The 18,606-nt window shown below is 69.1% G+C and carries 19 protein-coding genes; 14 read left to right on the top strand and 5 right to left on the bottom strand.

Annotated features, from left to right (window positions below):
• Positions 1-48: 48 nt before the first annotated feature.
• From WS57_RS20565 to WS57_RS20615, 11 genes are all read left to right on the top strand, one after another.
• On the top strand, positions 49-948 hold the full coding sequence (locus tag WS57_RS20565) for an IclR family transcriptional regulator (protein ID WP_009691181.1): 900 nt from the start codon (positions 49-51) through the stop codon (positions 946-948).
• Positions 945-1,973 carry a 2-dehydro-3-deoxygalactonokinase gene (locus WS57_RS20570; RefSeq protein WP_069244773.1) on the top strand — a complete coding sequence of 343 codons (1,029 nt, stop codon included), beginning with the start codon at positions 945-947 and terminating at the stop codon, positions 1,971-1,973. The genes WS57_RS20565 and WS57_RS20570 overlap by 4 nt, the downstream gene beginning before the upstream one ends.
• A 23-nt stretch (positions 1,974-1,996) precedes the next feature.
• A complete protein-coding gene (locus WS57_RS20575; protein WP_059604026.1) occupies positions 1,997-2,674 on the top strand; it encodes a 2-dehydro-3-deoxy-6-phosphogalactonate aldolase in 678 nt (225 codons plus the stop codon).
• On the top strand, positions 2,674-3,453 hold the full coding sequence (locus WS57_RS20580) for an SDR family oxidoreductase (protein WP_059604060.1): 780 nt from the start codon (positions 2,674-2,676) through the stop codon (positions 3,451-3,453). The genes WS57_RS20575 and WS57_RS20580 overlap by 1 nt, the downstream gene beginning before the upstream one ends.
• 102 nt (positions 3,454-3,555) lie before the next feature.
• Positions 3,556-4,551 carry an arabinose ABC transporter substrate-binding protein gene (locus WS57_RS20585; protein ID WP_009692430.1) on the top strand — a complete coding sequence of 332 codons (996 nt, stop codon included), beginning with the start codon at positions 3,556-3,558 and terminating at the stop codon, positions 4,549-4,551.
• 67 nt (positions 4,552-4,618) lie between these two features.
• The gene (gene araG, locus WS57_RS20590) at positions 4,619-6,130 is read left to right on the top strand and encodes an L-arabinose ABC transporter ATP-binding protein AraG (protein ID WP_059516714.1); all 1,512 of its coding nucleotides are present in this window, start codon (positions 4,619-4,621) and stop codon (positions 6,128-6,130) included.
• A gap of 73 nt (positions 6,131-6,203) precedes the next feature.
• Positions 6,204-7,217 carry an L-arabinose ABC transporter permease AraH gene (gene araH / locus WS57_RS20595; protein WP_069244774.1) on the top strand — a complete coding sequence of 338 codons (1,014 nt, stop codon included), beginning with the start codon at positions 6,204-6,206 and terminating at the stop codon, positions 7,215-7,217.
• Positions 7,218-7,241: 24 nt separating this feature from the next.
• On the top strand, positions 7,242-8,039 hold the full coding sequence (locus WS57_RS20600; protein WP_009692434.1) for an SDR family NAD(P)-dependent oxidoreductase: 798 nt from the start codon (positions 7,242-7,244) through the stop codon (positions 8,037-8,039).
• A 54-nt stretch (positions 8,040-8,093) separates the two neighbouring features.
• Positions 8,094-9,155 (top strand): aldose 1-epimerase, encoded by a 1,062-nt coding sequence (locus tag WS57_RS20605; protein ID WP_069244775.1) that lies wholly within the window; start codon positions 8,094-8,096, stop codon positions 9,153-9,155.
• Between the two features lie 39 nt (positions 9,156-9,194).
• Entirely contained in the window at positions 9,195-10,037 is an 843-nt protein-coding gene (gene pyrF / locus WS57_RS20610) for an orotidine-5'-phosphate decarboxylase (protein WP_009692988.1), read from the top strand.
• Positions 10,038-10,284: 247 nt separating this feature from the next.
• Complete coding sequence (locus tag WS57_RS20615; protein ID WP_009692987.1) at positions 10,285-11,343, top strand: hypothetical protein; 1,059 nt, start codon at positions 10,285-10,287, stop codon at positions 11,341-11,343.
• Positions 11,344-11,359: 16 nt separating this feature from the next.
• Here WS57_RS20615 and WS57_RS20620 read toward each other — a convergent pair whose 3' ends face one another.
• The 3 genes from WS57_RS20620 to thiL are packed head-to-tail and all read right to left on the bottom strand — an operon-like array spanning position 11,360 to position 13,425.
• Positions 11,360-11,860, bottom strand: a complete 501-nt coding sequence (locus tag WS57_RS20620) for a CinA family protein (protein ID WP_009692986.1) — start codon at positions 11,858-11,860, stop codon at positions 11,360-11,362.
• Between the two features lie 34 nt (positions 11,861-11,894).
• Positions 11,895-12,437, bottom strand: a complete 543-nt coding sequence (locus tag WS57_RS20625; RefSeq protein WP_069244776.1) for a phosphatidylglycerophosphatase A — start codon at positions 12,435-12,437, stop codon at positions 11,895-11,897.
• Positions 12,427-13,425, bottom strand: a complete 999-nt coding sequence (gene thiL / locus WS57_RS20630; protein WP_069244777.1) for a thiamine-phosphate kinase — start codon at positions 13,423-13,425, stop codon at positions 12,427-12,429. The genes WS57_RS20625 and thiL overlap by 11 nt, the downstream gene beginning before the upstream one ends.
• A gap of 177 nt (positions 13,426-13,602) precedes the next feature.
• Between thiL and WS57_RS20635 the strand changes: the two genes are divergently transcribed.
• The 3 genes from WS57_RS20635 (at position 13,603) to WS57_RS20645 (ending at position 17,293) form a co-directional block, all read left to right on the top strand.
• Positions 13,603-15,903: an NADP-dependent malic enzyme gene (locus tag WS57_RS20635; RefSeq protein ID WP_040126627.1), complete on the top strand. Its 2,301-nt coding sequence runs from the start codon at positions 13,603-13,605 to the stop codon at positions 15,901-15,903.
• 387 nt (positions 15,904-16,290) lie between these two features.
• On the top strand, positions 16,291-16,710 hold the full coding sequence (locus WS57_RS20640; RefSeq protein WP_009693462.1) for a ribonuclease domain-containing protein: 420 nt from the start codon (positions 16,291-16,293) through the stop codon (positions 16,708-16,710).
• Between the two features lie 16 nt (positions 16,711-16,726).
• Positions 16,727-17,293, top strand: a complete 567-nt coding sequence (locus WS57_RS20645; RefSeq protein WP_009693463.1) for a barstar family protein — start codon at positions 16,727-16,729, stop codon at positions 17,291-17,293.
• Positions 17,294-17,387: 94 nt separating this feature from the next.
• On the opposite strand, the gene WS57_RS20650 is transcribed toward WS57_RS20645, so the two are convergent.
• On the bottom strand, positions 17,388-18,155 hold the full coding sequence (locus WS57_RS20650; RefSeq protein ID WP_059604013.1) for a 16S rRNA (uracil(1498)-N(3))-methyltransferase: 768 nt from the start codon (positions 18,153-18,155) through the stop codon (positions 17,388-17,390).
• Positions 18,152-18,589 carry a VOC family protein gene (locus WS57_RS20655; RefSeq protein ID WP_009687461.1) on the bottom strand — a complete coding sequence of 146 codons (438 nt, stop codon included), beginning with the start codon at positions 18,587-18,589 and terminating at the stop codon, positions 18,152-18,154. Before WS57_RS20655 ends, WS57_RS20650 begins: the two co-directional genes overlap by 4 nt.
• Positions 18,590-18,606: the final 17 nt, after the last annotated feature.

An 18,606-nucleotide genomic window follows, 5' to 3' on the forward strand; every position in this document is an offset into this window, starting at 1 on the left:
GGCGCGCGCGAATGCGGCTTCACCGATTTCGCTGAAGAAGCCCGCACCATGACCAAGATGCCCGTATCCCTAGCCCTCGAAAGCCGGCGCGCGGCGCCGGCGGACGCGCCGCTCACCGACAGCATCGGCGCGACCAGCACGCCGCTCGACCTGGCGGCGCAGCAGGCCGGCACGCAGACGCTGCTGCGCGGCCTCGCGATCCTCGAAGCGATCGCGAACGGCGCGCGCGACATGCGCGCGATCGGCGCCGCGCTCGGCACGACGCGCAGCACGACGCACCGTCTCGTCAGCAGCCTCGTGCAGGCGCGCTACCTGCGCCAGGTGCAGGGCGGCTATCTGCTCGGCCCGAAGCTGATCGAGCTCGGCACGATCGCGCTCGAGCAGATGCCGCTGACCGCGGTCGCACGCCCGCATCTGGAAGCGCTCGCCGAAGCGACGCTCGACACGATCCATCTCGGCGTGCGCGACGGCGACGACGTGCTCTACATCGACAAGATTCCCGGCACGCGCGGGCTCGAGATGCGCTCGCGGGTCGGCCACCGGATGCCGCTCGCGTCGACCGGCATCGGCAAGGCGATGATGCTCGACCTCGATCCCGAGATGTGGCGCTCGCTGTTCGAGGCCGCGCGGCGCGCGCTGGCCGGCGTGAATTTCAAGCCGGACAACCGGCCCGATACGGGTGCGTTCCTGCAGCGCATGGCGCACTACGCGGCCGGCGGCTACACGTTCGATCTCGAGGAGAACGAAGCGTCGATCCGCTGCGTGGCGGCGCCGATTCGCGACGCGTCGGGCGCGATCGTCGCGGCCGTGTCGGTCGCGAGCACGATTCCGTATATGCCGCACGACCGGATGGACGAACTGATTCCGCTCGTGCAGCGCGAAGCACGGGCGATTTCCGCGGAACTGGGCTGGAGCCCGCCGCAAGGTACCCGCAGGATCAAACGATGACGAACCCGAACCGGACCGTTCCGGATGCCGCCACCGCGACGCCGTCGCTGATCGCGCTCGACTGGGGCACGACGTCGCTGCGCGCCTATCTGTTCGACACGCGCGGCGCCCTGCTCGAGACGCGCAGCCGCGCGGCGGGCGTGATGCACGTGCCGGCCGGCGGCGCGCACGCGTTCGACGCGGTGTTCGAAGGCGCCTGCGGTGACTGGCTCGATCGCGCCGGCGCCGTGCCGGTGCTCGCCGCCGGCATGGTCGGCAGCGCGCAGGGCTGGCGCGAGGCGCCGTATGTCGCGGTGCCGGCCGGCGCCGACGCGCTCGCCGCGGGCCTCGTCACCGTGACCACGTCGCGCGGCGCGACGGTCTCGATCGTGCCGGGCGTGATCGCGACCGGCGACCTGCCCGACGTGATGCGCGGCGAGGAAACGCAGATCTTCGGCGCACTCGCCGGCGATCCGTTGCTTGACGCCGATCGTTCAGGGGTGCTGATCGGCTTGCCGGGCACGCATGCGAAATGGGCGTGGGTGAAGGACGGGCTGATCGAGCGCTTCCAGACTTACATGACCGGCGAGCTGTTCGCCGCGCTGCGCGACCACACGATACTCGGCCGCACGATGCGCACGCCCGTGTCGCCCGATCGCGCGGCATTCGTGCGCGGCGTGTCGGTTGCGCGCGGCGCGCAGCGCACCGGGCTGCTCGCGACGATCTTCAGCACGCGCACGCTCGGGCTGACCGACCGGCTCGCGGCCGATGCGCAGGGCGATTACCTGTCCGGGCTGCTGATCGGCCACGAACTGAACGCGCTCGCGGCGATGCTCGGCGAACGCGGTGCGTCGCTCGCGAACCAGCCGCTGCTGCTGATCGGCGACGACGGCCTGTGTGCGCGCTACGTCGATGCGCTGCAGGTGTTCGGCTGCACGCATGCACGCGTCGTCGCGCATGCGACCGAACGCGGGCTGTGGCGGATCGCGTCGCGCGCCGGGCTCGTGCGCGCGCAGGACGGCACGCCCGTCCATGCGGATCAATGAACCGATTGCGGAGGAATCCTGTCATGCCGTCCGACCTTACGCTGCCCGCGCCCTATGCGCCGCACGCCGCGCTGATGCGCGCGTTCGACGCGTGCCCGCTGATCGCGATCCTGCGCGGGATCACGCCGGCCGAAGCGGCCGCGCACGGTCTCGCACTCTACGAAGCCGGCTTCCGGATCGTCGAGGTGCCGCTCAATTCGCCGGCGCCGTTCGACAGCATCGCCGCGCTGCGCCGCGCGCTGCCCGACGATGCGATCGTCGGCGCGGGCACCGTGCTGCGCGCCGAATACGTCGACCGCGTGCAGGAGGCGGGCGGCGCGCTGATCGTGATGCCGCACAGCGACGCGGCGGTGATCCGGCGTGCGCGCGAGCGCGGCCTGGCGAGCGCGCCGGGCGTCGCGACGCCGACCGAAGCGTTCGCGGCGCTCGCGAACGGCGCCGACGTATTGAAGATGTTCCCGGCCGAGCAGCTCGGCGTGCCGGTCGTGAAGGCGTGGCGTGCGGTGATCGACCGCGCGGTGCCGCTGATCCCGGTCGGCGGGATCACGCCCGACAACATGCAGCCGTTCCTCGCGGCCGGCGCGAACGGGTTCGGGCTCGGTTCCGCGCTGTACCGGCCCGGCCAGCCGGCCGACGCGACGGCGAACCACGCGCGCGCGTTCCAGGCCGGCTTGCGCGCGGCGCGCGCCGGAGCCGCATGATGGGCCGCCTCGCGGGCAAGGTCGCGATCGTGACGGGCGCGGGCCGCGGCATCGGCGCCGCGATCGCCGGCGCGTTTGCGCGCGAGGGCGCGGCCGTCGCGCTCGCCGAGCTCGATGTCGCGCAGGCGCAGCAGACCGCCGCCGCGATCGCGCGCGACGTCGCCGGTGCGCGCGTGCTGGCGCTGCATGCGGACGTCGCGCAGCAGGCGTCGGTACGCGACGCGCTCGCGCAGACGGAAGCGGTATTCGGCCCGCTCGACGTGCTGGTCAACAACGCGGGCATCAACGTGTTCGCCGATCCGCTGACGATGAGCGACGACGACTGGCGCCGCTGCTTCGCGGTCGATCTCGACGGCGTCTGGCACGGCTGCCGCGCGGCGCTGCCGGGGATGGTCGAGCGCGGCCGCGGCAGCATCGTGAATATCGCGTCGACGCATGCGTTCCGGATCATTCCGGGCTGTTTTCCGTACCCGGTCGCGAAGCACGGCGTGCTCGGCCTCACGCGCGCGCTCGGCATCGAATACGCGGCGCGCAACGTGCGCGTGAATGCGATCGCGCCGGGCTACATCGAGACGCAGCTCACGCGCGACTGGTGGGACGCGCAGCCCGATCCGGCCGCCGCGCGCGCCGAGACGCTCGCGCTGCAGCCGATGAAGCGGATCGGCCGGCCCGAGGAAGTCGCGATGACCGCGGTGTTCCTCGCGTCCGACGAGGCGCCGTTCATCAATGCCGCGTGCATCACCGTCGATGGCGGGCGCGCGGCGCTGTATCACGACTGAAGCAACGATTCGACAGACCGCACGTGCGCCGGCCGCGCGCACGCTGCGTCGACACCAACAAGCGGCCGCATCCTGTTCGATGAAGACAAGGAGACACTGGAGATGAAACGCAGAACGTTCGTCACGCTGGCCGCTGCGGCCGCGGTGGTGATGGGGAGCCCGATCGCGCACGCGGCCGATCCGGTGAAGATCGGCTTTCTCGTGAAGCAGCCGGAAGAGCCCTGGTTCCAGGACGAGTGGAAGTTCGCGGAGATCGCCGCGAAGCAGAAGGGCTTCACGCTCGTGAAGATCGGCGCGCCGTCGGGCGAGAAGGTCATGAGCGCGATCGACAACCTGGCCGCGCAGAAGGCGCAGGGCTTCATCATCTGCACGCCCGACGTGAAGCTCGGGCCGGGCATCGTTGCGAAGGCCAAATCGCACAACCTGAAGATGATGACGGTCGACGACCGTCTCGTCGACGGCGCAGGCAAGCCGATCGAGTCGGTGCCGCACATGGGGATCTCCGCGTACAACATCGGCAAGCAGGTCGGCGACGGCATCGCGGCCGAGATCAAGAAGCGCGGCTGGGACATGAAGGACGTCGGCGCGATCGACATCACGTACGAGCAGCTGCCGACCGCGCATGATCGCACCACGGGCGCGACCGACGCGCTGGTCGCCGCCGGTTTTCCGAAGGCGAACGTGATCGCTGCGCCGCAGGCGAAGACCGACACCGAGAACGCGTTCAACGCCGCCAACATCGCACTGACGAAGAACCCGCAGTTCAAGCACTGGGTCGCGTACGGCCTGAACGACGAGGCGGTGCTCGGCGCGGTGCGCGCGGCCGAGGGGCGCGGCTTCAAGGCCGACAACATGATCGGCATCGGCATCGGCGGGTCCGACTCGGCGCTCAACGAGTTCAAGAAGCCGCAGCCGACGGGCTTCTACGGCACCGTGATCATCAGCCCGAAGCGCCACGGCGAGGAAACCTCGGACCTGATGTACGCGTGGATCACGCAGGGCAAGGCGCCGCCGCCGCTGACGCTGACCACCGGCATGCTCGCGACGCGCGACAACGTGACGAAGGTGCGCGACGAGATGGGGCTTGCCTCGAAGTAAGCGGTCCGTGCGGCTGCCGCAGCGATGCGGCGGCCGGCGGTCGATCGAATGACAGTGGAGAAGCAACGTGTCAGCGGCACTGCGTTTTGACAATATCGGCAAGGTCTTTCCCGGCGTGCGCGCGCTCGACGGCATCTCGTTCGACGTGCGGGCGGGCGAGGTGCACGGCCTGATGGGCGAGAACGGCGCGGGCAAGTCGACGCTGCTGAAGATTCTCGGCGGCGAATATCAGCCCGATACGGGCAGCGTGCTGATCGACGGCCAGCCCGTGCATTTCGCGAATGCCGCCGCGTCGATCGCGGCCGGCATCGCGGTGATTCACCAGGAGCTGCAGTACGTGCCCGACCTGACGGTCGCGGAGAACCTGCTGCTCGGCCGCCTGCCGAACGCGTTCGGCTGGGTGAGGAAGGGCGACGCGAAGCGCTTCGTGCGCGAGCGGCTCGCCGCGATGGGCGTCGATCTCGACCCCGATGCGCGGCTCGGGCGGCTGTCGATCGCACAGCGGCAGATGGTCGAGATCTGCAAGGCGCTGATGCGCAATGCACGCGTGATCGCACTCGACGAGCCGACGAGCTCGCTGTCGCATCGCGAGACCGAGGTGCTGTTCAAGCTCGTCGACGACCTGCGCGCGCAGGGCCGCGCGCTGATCTACATCTCGCACCGGATGGACGAGATCTACCGGCTGTGCGACGCATGCACGATCTTTCGCGACGGGCGCAAGATCGCGTCGCACGAATCGCTCGGCGACGTGCCGCGCGACCGGCTCGTCGCCGAGATGGTCGGCCGCGAGATTTCGGATATCTATCATTACGCGCCGCGCGCGCTCGGCGACGTGCGCTTCGCCGCGGAAGGGATCGACGGCGCCGCGCTGCGCGAGCCCGCGAGCTTCTCGGTGCGCGCCGGCGAGATCGTCGGCTTCTTCGGGCTGGTCGGCGCGGGCCGCAGCGAACTGATGCGGCTCGTGTACGGCGCGGACCGCCGGCGCGCGGGCGTGCTGACGCTCGACGGCAAGCGCATCGACGTGAAGCGCACCGGCGACGCGATCCGCCACGGCATCGTGCTGTGCCCGGAGGACCGCAAGGAGGAAGGGATCATCGCGATCGCATCGGTCGCGGAGAACATCAACATCAGCTGCCGCCGTCATTCGCTGCGCGCGGGCCTGTTCATCGACCGCAAGACCGAGAACGACACGGCCGACCGCTTCATCCAGCGGCTCAAGATCAAGACGCCGAACCGGCGCCAGAAGATCCGCTTCCTGTCGGGCGGCAACCAGCAGAAGGCGATCCTGTCGCGCTGGCTCGCGGAGCCCGACCTGAAGGTCGTGATCCTCGACGAGCCGACGCGCGGCATCGACGTGGGCGCGAAACACGAAATCTACGACGTGATCTACCGGCTCGCGGAGCGCGGCTGCGCGATCGTGATGGTGTCGTCGGAACTGCCGGAAGTGCTCGGCGTGTCCGATCGCATCGTCGTGATGCGCGAGCGCCGCATCGCGGGCGAGCTGACGCGCGCGCAGGCGAACGAGCACGCGGTGCTGAGCCTCGCGTTGCCGCAGGCGAGCGCGGTGCAGGCGGCGTGACGCCGCCGGGAACCGGAATCGAATCGATAGCGCGCGGCGCGGGCCGCGCGATGCAGGAGCAGGAGACACAATCATGCAAGTCAACGAAAACCTCTCCAGCGCGGCCGTGAAGCCTTCGGCCGAGGCGCTGGTGCCGCAGGGCGATCGGCAGAAGTGGTGGCAGCACCTCACCGAATACAGCCTGATCGCGATCTTCGCGGTGATGTTCATCACGATGTCGCTGACAGTCGATCACTTCTTCTCGATCGACAACATGCTCGGCCTCGCGCTGTCGATCTCGCAGATCGGCATGGTCGCGTGCACGATGATGTTCTGTCTGGCGTCGCGCGACTTCGACCTGTCGATCGGCTCGACCGTCGCGTTCTCCGGCGTGCTGTGCGCGATGGTGCTGAATGCGACCGACAACACCTTCGTCGCGATCGTCGCGGCGGTCGCGGCCGGCGCCGCGATCGGCTTCGTGAACGGCGCGGTGATCGCGTACCTGCGCATCAACGCGCTGATCACGACGCTCGCGACGATGGAGATCGTGCGCGGGCTCGGCTTCATCGTGTCGAAGGGGCAGGCGGTCGGCGTGTCGTCGGATACCTTCATCGCGCTCGGCGGCCTCACGATGTTCGGCGTGTCGCTGCCGATCTGGGTCACGCTGCTGTGCTTCATCGGCTTCGGCGTGCTGCTCAACCAGACCGTGTACGGCCGCAACACGCTCGCGATCGGCGGCAATCCGGAAGCGTCGCGGCTCGCCGGGATCAACGTCGAACGCACGCGCGTCTACATCTTCCTGATCCAGGGCGCGGTGACGGCGCTCGCGGGCGTGATCCTCGCGTCGCGCATCACGTCGGGCCAGCCGAACGCCGCGCAGGGCTTCGAGCTGAACGTGATCTCGGCGTGCGTGCTCGGCGGCGTGTCGCTGATGGGCGGCCGCGCGACGATCTCGGGCGTCGTGATCGGCGTGCTGATCATGGGCACCGTCGAGAACGTGATGAACCTGCTGAACATCGACGCGTTCTACCAGTACCTCGTGCGCGGCGCGATCCTGCTTGCGGCGGTGCTGCTCGACCAATTGAAGAACCGCGGCGTACGCGACTGAGCCGATTCCACGGAGACCATCCGCATGAACATCGACACTTCCGCGCCGGACCACGACGCCGCGCGCTATGCGCGCTATCCGAGCCTCGAGGATCGCGCGGTGCTGATCACGGGCGGCGCCACCGGCATCGGCGCGTCGTTCGTCGAGCATTTCGCGGCCCAGGGTGCGCGCGTCGCGTTCGTCGACCTCGATGCGGCCGCCGGCGCGGCGCTGGCCGAACGCCTCGCACAGGCACGCCATGCGCCGCTGTTCATCGCGTGCGACCTGACCGACATCGACGCGCTGCGCCATGCGATCGACGCGATCCGCGCGCGGATCGGCGCGATCGCGGTGCTCGTCAACAATGCGGCGAACGACGCGCGCCACGCGATCGGCGACGTGACGCCCGCATCGTTCGACGCGGGCATCGCGGTCAACCTGCGCCATCAGTTCTTCGCCGCGCAGGCCGTGATCGACGACATGAAGCGGCTCGGCGGCGGCGCGATCGTCAACCTCGGCTCGATCAGCTGGATGCTGAAGAACGGCGGCTATCCCGTCTACGTGATGGCGAAGGCGGCCGTGCAGGGCCTCACGCGCGGGCTCGCGCGCGATCTCGGCCCGTTCGGGATTCGCGTGAATTCGCTGGTGCCGGGCTGGGTGATGACCGACAAGCAGCGCCGGCTGTGGCTCGACGACGCCGGCCGCGCGGCGATCAAGGCCGGCCAGTGCCTCGACGCCGAGCTGCTGCCCGCCGATCTCGCGCGCATGGCGCTGTTCCTCGCGGCCGACGACAGCCGGATGATCACCGCGCAGGACGTGATCGTCGACGGCGGCTGGGCCTGATTCGCCGCCTGCACCGACCCGTATCGTTTCTTCGACGAAGCAAAGGAGCTCATCATGCCCGCCACGTCCGCGCGCGCATCGTCGTCCACCAGCCAGTCGCGCCGTGCGCGGCTGGCGGCCGCCGCCCAGCCGATCAGCCCCGGCCCGCAGACCGCCGCGTTCGCGCAGGGCGTCGGCGCCGCGCACGCGGCGGCCGTCACGCTGTCGAATGCGGCGCTGCGGCTCGACGTGCTGCCGCATCTCGGCGGCGGCATCGCGCGCTTCGACTGGCGGCGCGACGACGGCGCGCTGATACCGGTGTTCCGCCGCTGCGCGCATCCGGAAACGGCCACCGATCCGAACGAGCTTGCGTGCTATCCGCTGCTGCCGTACTCGAACCGGATCGGCGGCGCGCGCTTCGAATGCGACGGGCGCAGCGTCGCGGTGCCGCGCAATCGCCGCGACGAGCCGCTGCCGATTCACGGCGACGGCTGGCTGGCGCCGTGGCAGGTCGACGACGCGACCGACACGACGCTGCAGCTGTCGCTCGATCGCGCGAGCGGCGCGCCGTACGCGTTTCGCGCGATCCAGTCGTTCGAGCTCGACGAGACGACGCTGTCGATCGCGCTGACGATCGAGAACGCCGGCCGCGCGCGCCTGCCGTTCGGGCTCGGCGTGCATCCGTTCCTGGTGCGCGACGATGCGACCGAGCTGGCCGCGGCGGCGGGCGGGCTCTGGCTGTCGGGCGCGGACTTCCTGCCGGTGCGGCACGTGAGCGTGCCGCCGGCCTGGCAGTTCGGCGTCGCGTATCCGCTGCCGGCGACGCTCGTCAATCACGCGTTCACGGGCTGGGGCGGCCATGCGACGGTGAGCTGGCCGCGTCGCGGGCTTGCGCTGACGGTCTCGGCCGACGCCGATGCGTACGTGCTGTATACGCCGCCCGGCGAGGATTTCTTCTGTTTCGAGCCGGTCGATCATCCGATCAATGCGGTGAACCTGCCGGGCGGCGCGGCCGCGCACGGGATGACGCTGCTCGCGCCGGGCGAACGGCTGACGCGGCGCTTCGCGTTCACCGTCGGGCGCGCCGATCCGCGCAACGGCGCCGCCGCGCACGAGGGGCGCCGGCGACGCGGGTAAAATACGCGGTCTACCAACGGTTTGCCGCGAGTATCCGCCATGTCTTCCCCGCTTACTTTCATCGAATCGCTGCGCGCCGCGTGGCAACGCACGAATTCGCTGCTGTGCGTCGGCCTCGATCCCGAGCCGACGCGCTTTCCCGTGCAGTTCGACGGCCAGCCCGACGCGATCTTCGAATTCTGCCGGCAGATCGTCGACGCGACCGCGCCTTATGCGAGCGCGTTCAAGCCGCAGATCGCCTATTTCGCCGCGCATCGCGCGGAAGACCAGCTCGAACGGCTGATCGCGCACATCCATTTGCAGCATCCGGGCCTGCCGGTCATCCTCGACGCGAAGCGCGGCGACATCGGCAGCACCGCCGAGCAATATGCGCGCGAGGCGTTCGAGCGCTATCGCGCGGACGCGGTCACGGTGAACCCGTACATGGGCTACGACTCGGTCGAGCCGTATTTCGAGCACGAAGGCAAGGGCGTGATCGTGCTGTGCCGCACCTCGAACCCGGGCGGCTCCGACCTGCAGTTCCTCGAGACGAACGGGGCCGGCCATCCGGGGCGACCGCTGTACCAGGTCGTCGCGGATCTCGCGGCGAACAAGTGGAACGCGAAGAACGGCCAGCTCGGCCTCGTCGTCGGCGCGACGTTCCCGAAGGAGATCGAGATCGTGCGCGGCATCGTCGGCGACATGCCGCTGCTGATTCCCGGCATCGGCGCGCAGGGCGGCGACGTGCAGGCGACCGTCGGCGCGGGCCGCACGGCCGACGGCACCGGGATGATGATCAACTCGTCGCGCGCGATCCTGTACGCGAGCAAGGGCGAGGACTTCGCCGAAGCCGCGGCGCTCGCCGCGCAGAAGACCCGCGACGCGATCAACGCGCATCGCTGAGCGGGGCAGGCCGCCCGGTCGGGCGGCCTTGCTTCGGGCCCGCGCCTGGCGTCCGCCTCGCATCCGACGCCCGCGGGCGCATATCGGCGCGCCGGTCCGCGCCGCACCTTCTTCCCGCCGAATTCCGCCGCGCTGGCGCGCGCGGACAACTTCCCGTCGCTTCCGCACTGCATGCCCGCGCGGCAATCGCGCGATGCTGCCGCTTGTCATCGATCCGTCATCAAAATGTCAAGAAAGGAGCGACGCCATGCCCAAGCTGTTTTCCCGACTTCTGACCGCGTTCGCCGCGTCGCTGTGCATGACGGTCGCCCACGCGGCGGATCTCGCGCACTGGCCCGCCGACAGCGCGAAGGCGCTGAACGCGATGATCGCCGCGCACGCGCATCGCGGCGACTACGCGGTGTTCGACGCCGACAACACGACCTACCGCTACGACCTCGAGGAATCGCTGCTGCCGTATCTCGAGAACCGCGGCGTGCTGACGCGCGACACGCTCGATGCATCGCTGAAGCTGATTCCGTTCAAGGACTCGGCCGACTACAAGGAATCGCTGACGAGCTATTACTACCGGCTCTGCGAGATCGACGACCTGGTCTGCTATCCGTGGATCGCGCAGGCGTTCGCGGGGCTGTCGCTCGCCGACCTGAAGCGCCACATCGACGCGATGCTCGCCGACGGCAAGCCGATCCCGATCCGCTACTGGCAGGGCGACAAGGTCGTCGACGGCACGGTGAACCCGCCGCGCTTCTTCCGCGGGATGCAGGAGCTGTACAACGCACTGCGCGAGAACGGCATCGACGTCTACGTGATGACGGCCGCGCATGAAGAGCTCGCGCGGCTCGTGCTGTCGGATCCGAAGTACGGCTACAACGTGAAGCCGGAGAACGTGATTGGCGTGACGACGCTGCTGCGCAACCCGGCGACCGGTGCGCTGACGACGTCGCGGCTGCAGATCAAGGCCGGCAAGTACGACGAGGCGGCGAACCGCAGCCTGGTGATCACGCCGTTCCTGATGAATCCGATGACGTGGTACGAAGGCAAGCTCGGCTCGATCGTCGGCTGGATCGACCAGTGGAAGAAGCCGGTGCTGGTCGCGGGCGACACGCCGACATCCGACGGCTACATGCTGCTGAACGCGACCGACGTCGCGCGCGGCGGCGTGCGCGTGTGGGTCAACAAGAAGGACAAGCAGATGGCGCAGATCCGCGCGTGGTCGGACGAATCGGCGGCGAAGCAGAAGTCGCTCGGGCTGCCGGTGACGGCGGACAAGAACTGGATCGTCGTGAAGCCGGACGCGATCCAGTAGGCCGGCATCCCGGGCGTCAGCCCTCGCGTTCGTCGAGCAGCTTCAGCAGGCCGCGCAGCGCATGCGCGGCCGCCTGCGTGCGGATCTGCTCGCGATCGCCCTTGAACACGAGCGTCTCGACGTCGGTATGCAGCCGGTTGCTCCACGCGAACGACACGGTGCCGACCGGCTTTTTCTCGCTGCCGCCCGCGGGGCCCGCGATGCCGGTGACCGACAGCGCGACCTGCGCGCGGCTGTTGCGCAGCGCGCCTTCGGCCATCGCGCGCGCGACCGGCTCGCTGACGGCGCCGTGCTTTTCGATCAGGTCGGGCGGCACGCCGATCATCTCGCTCTTGGCCTGGTTCGAGTAGGTGACGAAGCCGCGCTCGAACCACTGGCTGCTGCCGGAGATGTCGGTGATCGCGGCGGCGATCATCCCGCCCGTGCAGGATTCGGCGGTGGCGAGCATCAGGTGCTCGTCACGCAGCTTGTTGCCTGCGCGGATCGCAAGCTGGTGGACGACGGAATCGGTTGGCATGCGCGTCGGGAAACGAAAGTGGGAAATCGTCGGGTCAGCCGACGACCGAGCGCCACAGCGCGATCACGAGCAGCGTCATGAACGCGGCGACGAGGTCGTCGACCATGATGCCGAGCCCGCCTTTCAGGCGACGGTCGAAGTAGCGGATCGGCGGCGGCTTGATCATGTCGAAGCAGCGGAACACGACGAACGCCCACAGCTGGCCGACGAAGGTCGCGGGCGTGACGAACAACATCACGAGCCAGATCGCGACGATTTCGTCCCAGACGACCGGGCCCGGATCGGCGGCGCCCATCCTGCGTGCGGTAAAACCGGTGATCCACGCGCCGGCGACGAAGCCGACCGCGATCAGCGCCCACCATTCGGGCACCGTCAGGTAGCGATTGAGCGCGACGAAGCTCAGCCAGCCGAGCAGCGAGCCGAAGGTGCCGGGCATCAGCGGCGCGAGCCCGCTGCCGAAGCCGAGCGACACGAGATGCGCCGGATGCGACAGCATGAAGCGCACGGTCGCGCGCTGCGGCACGGGCTGCGCCGCGCCGGGCTCGTGCGCCTGCGCGGGCGTCGGGTCAGTCTGCATGGAAGTGGTCGAAGCCGTGCAACGTGAGGGCCAGGGGCGCGCCGGCAGCGTCGCGCCACGCGATCGCGGGCCGCTCCGACGGCGCGGACAAAGCGCGTATTGTACCGATTCGCGTGACCGCGACGCCGGCCTGCGCGCCGGCCGCCTCGACCGCCGCGCGGGCCGCGGCCGGCGCGGTGAAGCACAGCTCGTAGTCGTCGCCGCCCGCGAGCGTGCAGCGCCGCTGCACGTCGGGCGGCAGCGTCGCGAGCGCGGCCGAGCGCGGCACTGCGTCGGCGTCGATCTCGGCGCGCACGTTCGAGCGCGTCAGGATGTGCTGCAGGTCGCCGGCGAGGCCGTCCGAGATGTCGAGCGCCGCATGCGCGACGCCCGCGAGCGCGAGGCCGAGCGCGACGCGCGGCTCGGGCCGCTCGAGCGCCTGCCGGAACGCGGCCGCCTCGCCCGCGCCGGCGCGCCATTCGCCGCGCGCGACGCCGAGCCCCGCGCGCGCGTCGCCGAGCGCGCCGGACACCCAGACGTCGTCGCCGTCGCGCGCGGCATCGCGCCGCAGCGCGGCGTCGGGCGCGACTTCGCCGAAGACTGTGACGCACAGGTTCAGCGGCCCGCTCGTGGTGTCGCCGCCGATCAGCTCGCAGTCGAAGCGCTCGGCCAGCGCGAACAGGCCGTCGCTGAACGCTTCGAGCCACGCGGCGTCGGCGCGCGGCAGCGCGCAGGCGAGCGTGAACGCGCGCGGCTCGGCGCCCATCGCCGCGAGGTCGGACAGGTTGACCGCGAGCGTCTTGTGGCCGAGCGCGTCGGGCGCGACGTCGGGGAAGAAGTGGCGGCCCTCGACCAGCATGTCCGTCGAAATGGCCAGCAATTTCCCGGAACGGGGTGTGATCAGCGCGCAATCGTCGCCGATGCCGAGGGTCGACGCGCGTGCGCCGCGTGCCGCGCGGCGCGCGAAGAAGCGATCGATCAGCGAAAACTCGGAGAGGGCGGCTGGCACGGCGAATGGACCCGAAGCGGTTGAGGGAACGGCATTGTACGAGGCGAACGGCGGCGTTTCCTGCACCGTTCAGTACATTTTTGTCGCGGCTGTTGCACCCGAATCGACGGTCAGGGGGGCGTCGATTGGCGCTACAATGCCGTCGAACAGTCATTCTAATCCGCACGTCAGAGACACATGTCCACCCAAGCCTCTTCCAAAGCCAAGCTCCGCGAAGCCGCCCTCGACTATCACGAATTCCCGACTCCCGGAAAAATCGCGATTGCCCCGACCAAGCAGATGATCAACCAGCGCGACCTTGCGCTCGCGTATTCGCCGGGCGTCGCGTACGCGTGCGAGGAGATCGTCGAGAATCCGCTGAACGCGGCGCGCTTCACCGCGCGCAGCAACCTGGTCGGCGTCGTCACGAACGGCACCGCGGTGCTCGGGCTCGGCAACATCGGCCCGCTCGCCTCGAAGCCGGTGATGGAAGGCAAGGCGGTGCTGTTCAAGAAGTTCGCCGGCATCGACGTGTTCGACATCGAACTGAACGAATCCGATCCGCACAAGCTGGTCGACGTGATCGCCGCGCTGGAGCCGACCTTCGGCGGCATCAACCTCGAAGACATCAAGGCGCCCGACTGCTTCATCGTCGAGCGCGAAGCGCGCAAGCGGATGAAGATCCCGGTGTTCCACGACGACCAGCACGGCACCGCGATCGTCGTGGCCGCGGCCGTCACGAACGGGCTGAAGGTCGTCGGCAAGGACATCAAGAAGGTCAAGCTCGTCGCGTCCGGCGCGGGCGCGGCCGCGCTCGCGTGCCTGGACCTGCTGGTCGACATCGGCCTGCCGATCGAGAACATCACGGTGACCGACCTCGCCGGCGTGGTCTACAAGGGCCGCACCGAGCTGATGGACCCGGACAAGGAGCGTTTCGCACGCGAAACCGACGCGCGCACGCTGGCCGAGGTGATCGACGGCGCGGACATCTTCCTCGGCCTGTCGGCTGCCGGCGTGCTGAAGCAGGAGATGGTCAAGGGCATGGCCGAGCGGCCGCTGATCCTCGCGCTCGCGAACCCGACGCCGGAAATCCTGCCGGAACTCGCGCTCGAAGTGCGCCCGGACGCGGTGCTCGCGACCGGCCGCACCGACTACCCGAACCAGGTCAACAACGTCCTGTGCTTCCCGTTCATCTTCCGCGGCGCGCTCGACGTCGGCGCAACGACGATCACGCGTGAAATGGAAATCGCGGCCGTCAACGCGATCGCCGAGCTCGCGCAGCAGGAGCAGAGCGACATCGTCGCGACCGCGTACGGGATCCAGGATCTGTCGTTCGGGCCCGAATACCTGATTCCGAAGCCGTTCGATCCGCGCCTGATCGTGAAGATCGCGCCGGCCGTCGCGCAGGCCGCGATGGACGGCGGCGTCGCGACGCGCCCGATCGAGGACATGGAAGCGTACCGCGTGCATCTGCAGCAGTTCGTGTACCACAGCGGCACGACGATGAAGCCGATCTTCCAGCTTGCGCGCAGCGCACCGGCGGAGAAGAAGCGCGTTGTATTCGCGGAAGGCGAGGAAGAGCGCGTGTTGCGCGCCGTTCAGATCATCGTCGACGAGAAGCTCGCGAAGCCGATCCTGATCGGCCGGCCGTCGGTGATCGAGCACCGCATCCAGCGCTACGGCCTGCGCCTCACGCCGGGCGTCGACTTCACGGTCGTCAACACCGAGCACGACGAACGCTACCGCGACTTCTGGCAGACGTATCACAAGCTGATGGCGCGCAAGGGCATCAGCGAGCAGCTCGCGCGCGTCGAGATGCGCCGCCGCACGACGCTGATCGGCGCGATGCTGGTGAAGAAGGGCGAAGCGGACGGGATGATCTGCGGCACGATCAGCACCACGCACCGCCATCTGCACTTCATCGACCAGGTGATCGGCAAGCGCCCGGGCTGCAGCGTCTACGCGGCGATGAACGGCCTCGTGCTGCCCGGTCGCCAGATCTTCCTCGTCGATACCCACGTGAACGTCGATCCGACCCCGGAACAGCTCGCCGAGATCACGATCATGGCCGCGGAAGAAGTGCGCCGCTTCGGCATCGAGCCGAAGGTCGCGCTGCTGTCGCACTCGAACTTCGGCACGAGCAACGCGCCGTCCGCGCAGAAGATGCGCGATACGCTCGCGATCCTGCAGCAGCGTGCGCCGGAGCTGAAGGTGGACGGCGAGATGCACGGCGATGTCGCGCTCGACGCGGCGCTGCGCAAGGAGATCCTGCCGGAATCGACGCTTGAAGGCGACGCGAACCTGCTGATCCTGCCGAACATCGACGCGGCGAACATCGCGTACAACCTGCTGAAGACGGCCGCCGGCAACAACATCGCGATCGGGCCGATCCTGCTGGGCGCAGCGGAGCCGGTGCACGTGCTGACCGAGTCGGCGACCGTGCGACGGATCGTCAACATGGCGGCGCTGCTCGTCGCGGACGTCAACGCCGCCCGCTGAGGCTTCGCCGCGCAAGGCGGCGCGCGGTGCCGGTCGAACCGGCGCCGCGCTCGGGCGAAATTGTAAACAAAGGCAAAAAAGAGGCGTGCCCGTTACGGGCACGCCACCGGGCATCGCGCACAGGCGCGTCCCGCAAGCAACAACAGCATCTCTCCGCCCCTGGCAGCAAGCGTGGCAAGGAGGCAGGTACTTGCCATTCGAGAGATGCCGCCGGCATTTTATCCTACGCGAGATAAAAATTGCCGAAATTCGGTAAGAAATACGCGATTTGAGGCGGCGCCGAGCTTTCGATTCCCAAACGAACATTGATTCGCGCGGACAATAGCGCTACGCTAACGCCTTTGCTGGTCGTTCAACTATTTGATTTAACAGCGGGAACCCCGGTTCATGGCACGCAAGTGGCTCCGCAACGGCGCGCTCGCGTCCGTCTTCGCGATGTTCGCGATGGGTATCGTCGGCACGCCGACGGGCAGTCTGGTTTCCGCCGCCTATGCACGGGAGGCCGTTACGGCCGACGGGCTCGATACGGTCCCGTCCGCCCGTCTTCCGCGCGAGGCCGTGACCACGCTTGGCCTGATCGCTGCCGGCGGTCCCTATCCGTACGAGAAAGACGGCGTCGTATTCGGCAACCGCGAGCGGATCCTGCCGAAGGCGAAGCGCGGCTTCTACCATGAGTACACGGTGCCGACGCCGCGCGCCCGCAATCGCGGCGCGCGCCGGATCGTGTGCGGCGGGCCGCTGCGCCGGATCGACAACTGTTATTACACGGACGACCACTACAACAGTTTTAAACGTATTGTTGAATGACTTTGGGATGAACGGCATGAGCGACTCCATCTACGCGCACGAGGCGGCGGCGGAACTGTTCGCGGCCGGCGACGGCAATCTGTTTCAACGCGTCATGCAATTGCGCGCGACGGCACAGGCCGAGGCCGCGCCGCCTGAGCAGCGGGAAGCCGTCGACCCCGGGCTTTCATCGAACGAGGAGCCTATGAGCCTTTTCACGACCGTGCGACCCAATCTCGTGCAGTCGATCCGCGCGTTCCGCGTGCAGGATCTCGCCGACGAAGCCGGCCGGCTCGGCCAGCATTTCCTGTACGCGTATTGCGGCGCCGCGCAGTCGAAGCAGGAAGTGATGGAAACGATCGCGACGTCGTTCCTGTTTCCGAAACACTTCGGCAAGAACTACGACGCGCTGTACGACTGCCTGACCGACCTCGTCGCGAAGGCCGGTGCGCAGCCCGGTTTCGTGATCGTCCTCGAAGGGCTGCCGATCGCGCAGAAATTCGACAAGGAAGGGCGCGAAACGCTGCTCGACGTGTTCCGCGAGGCGGCCGAGTTCTGGGCCGAACGCAAGGTCGCGTTCCGCGTGTTCTACTCGTTCGCGTAAGCGCGAACCCGCCGGCCGTCGCCGGCCGGCGCGACGAAAAAGCCCGCAGCTTGCGGGCTTTTTTGCGTCCGTACGCCGCGCGTTCGCGGTGCGATCACCATCCGCCCCAGCGCGCGGCGAGCGCCGCGAGCACGGCCGCGCCGGCCGTCTCGGTGCGCAGCACGCGCGGGCCGAGCGACAGCGCGGTGAACCCGTGCGCACGGGCTGCGTTCTCCTCGTCGGGCGACAGGCCGCCTTCCGGGCCGATCAACAGCGTGACGGGCGCCGCGGGCGGCGTGTCGGGCAGCGACGCGAACGGGATGCTCGCACGCGGCGACAGCAGCAGCCGCAGCTCGCCGTCGGCCGGCGCGGCCGGCAGCGTATCGAGCCACGCGCCGAAGCCGCGCACCGCGTCGACCTCCGGCACACGGTTGCGCCCGCACTGTTCGCACGACGCGCGCACGACGCCGCGCCAGTGCGCGACGCGCTTCTCCGCGCGCTCGCCGGACAGCTTCACGACGCCGCGCGCGGTCGACAGCGGCACGACCGCCGCGACGCCGAGCTCGACGGCCTTCTCGATCACCCAGTCCATCTTGTCGCCGCCGGCGATGCCCTGCGCGAGCGTCACGCGGTACGGCGGTTCGGCTTCGGCCGGCTCGAACGCGTCGATGCGCGCGAGCGCGCTGCGCTTGTCGATCTCGACGAGCTGCGCGCGATACTGGCCGCCGCTGCCGTCGAACAGCGCGAGCGCGTCGCCGGGCTGCAGCCGCAGCACCTGCGCGTGGCGCGCGACCTCGGCGGGCAGCGTGAGCGTCGCGTCGGCGCGCAGCGCCGCTTCGACGAAGAATCGCGGCACGGCCGCGGTGGTGGTGGCTTCGCTCATGCGTGCGGCGGCTCCGTGGCGGTGTCGAGCCGGCGCGCGAGCGCCCAGCGATAACCGTCGAGATCCTCGATCTGCGCGAAGCGGTCGCCCCAGAACTGGTTCTGCGGCGCAGTCAGCGATTTGGCGCCCGCGTCGAGCGCGCGCTGCCAGGTCGCGTCGACGTCGTCGACATACAGATAGAACGACTGCGGCGCGGTGGCGTTCGCGCTCTTCGGCGTGCGCGCGGTCGAACCGAATGCGCCTTCGGGCGCGAACATCACGATCAGCTGGCCGCGATAGGCCATCTCGACGTGCATGATCGCGCCGTCCTCGTCGTGCACGTCGCGCAGCTCGAAGCCGAAGGCGGCCTTGAAGAAGTCGATGGCGGCGCGCACGTTGCGTACGGCCAGATAAGGCGTCAACCAAGGCACGTTGGCCGGACGTGGATCGGTCATCGAAAAATCTCCTGGTC

Source organism: Burkholderia pseudomultivorans, assembly GCF_001718415.1.
Classification (GTDB): domain Bacteria; phylum Pseudomonadota; class Gammaproteobacteria; order Burkholderiales; family Burkholderiaceae; genus Burkholderia; species Burkholderia pseudomultivorans_A.

Bases quoted from the DNA above. Each gene is read 5' to 3' on its own strand.
- WS57_RS20640 (WP_009693462.1), top strand. From the start codon at position 16,291: ATGGCACGCAAGTGGCTCCGCAACGGCGCGCTCGCGTCCGTCTTCGCG.
- WS57_RS20645 (WP_009693463.1), top strand. From the start codon at position 16,727: ATGAGCGACTCCATCTACGCGCACGAGGCGGCGGCGGAACTGTTCGCG.
- WS57_RS20615 (WP_009692987.1), top strand. From the start codon at position 10,285: ATGCCCAAGCTGTTTTCCCGACTTCTGACCGCGTTCGCCGCGTCGCTG.
- WS57_RS20655 (WP_009687461.1), bottom strand. From the start codon at position 18,589: ATGACCGATCCACGTCCGGCCAACGTGCCTTGGTTGACGCCTTATCTG.
- WS57_RS20600 (WP_009692434.1), top strand. From the start codon at position 7,242: ATGAACATCGACACTTCCGCGCCGGACCACGACGCCGCGCGCTATGCG.
- WS57_RS20580 (WP_059604060.1), top strand. From the start codon at position 2,674: ATGGGCCGCCTCGCGGGCAAGGTCGCGATCGTGACGGGCGCGGGCCGC.
- araH (WP_069244774.1), top strand. From the start codon at position 6,204: ATGCAAGTCAACGAAAACCTCTCCAGCGCGGCCGTGAAGCCTTCGGCC.
- pyrF (WP_009692988.1), top strand. From the start codon at position 9,195: ATGTCTTCCCCGCTTACTTTCATCGAATCGCTGCGCGCCGCGTGGCAA.
- WS57_RS20635 (WP_040126627.1), top strand. From the start codon at position 13,603: ATGTCCACCCAAGCCTCTTCCAAAGCCAAGCTCCGCGAAGCCGCCCTC.
- WS57_RS20620 (WP_009692986.1), bottom strand. From the start codon at position 11,860: ATGCCAACCGATTCCGTCGTCCACCAGCTTGCGATCCGCGCAGGCAAC.
- WS57_RS20625 (WP_069244776.1), bottom strand. From the start codon at position 12,437: ATGCAGACTGACCCGACGCCCGCGCAGGCGCACGAGCCCGGCGCGGCG.
- WS57_RS20650 (WP_059604013.1), bottom strand. From the start codon at position 18,155: ATGAGCGAAGCCACCACCACCGCGGCCGTGCCGCGATTCTTCGTCGAA.
- WS57_RS20570 (WP_069244773.1), top strand. From the start codon at position 945: ATGACGAACCCGAACCGGACCGTTCCGGATGCCGCCACCGCGACGCCG.
- WS57_RS20575 (WP_059604026.1), top strand. From the start codon at position 1,997: ATGCCGTCCGACCTTACGCTGCCCGCGCCCTATGCGCCGCACGCCGCG.
- WS57_RS20585 (WP_009692430.1), top strand. From the start codon at position 3,556: ATGAAACGCAGAACGTTCGTCACGCTGGCCGCTGCGGCCGCGGTGGTG.
- WS57_RS20605 (WP_069244775.1), top strand. From the start codon at position 8,094: ATGCCCGCCACGTCCGCGCGCGCATCGTCGTCCACCAGCCAGTCGCGC.
- WS57_RS20565 (WP_009691181.1), top strand. From the start codon at position 49: ATGACCAAGATGCCCGTATCCCTAGCCCTCGAAAGCCGGCGCGCGGCG.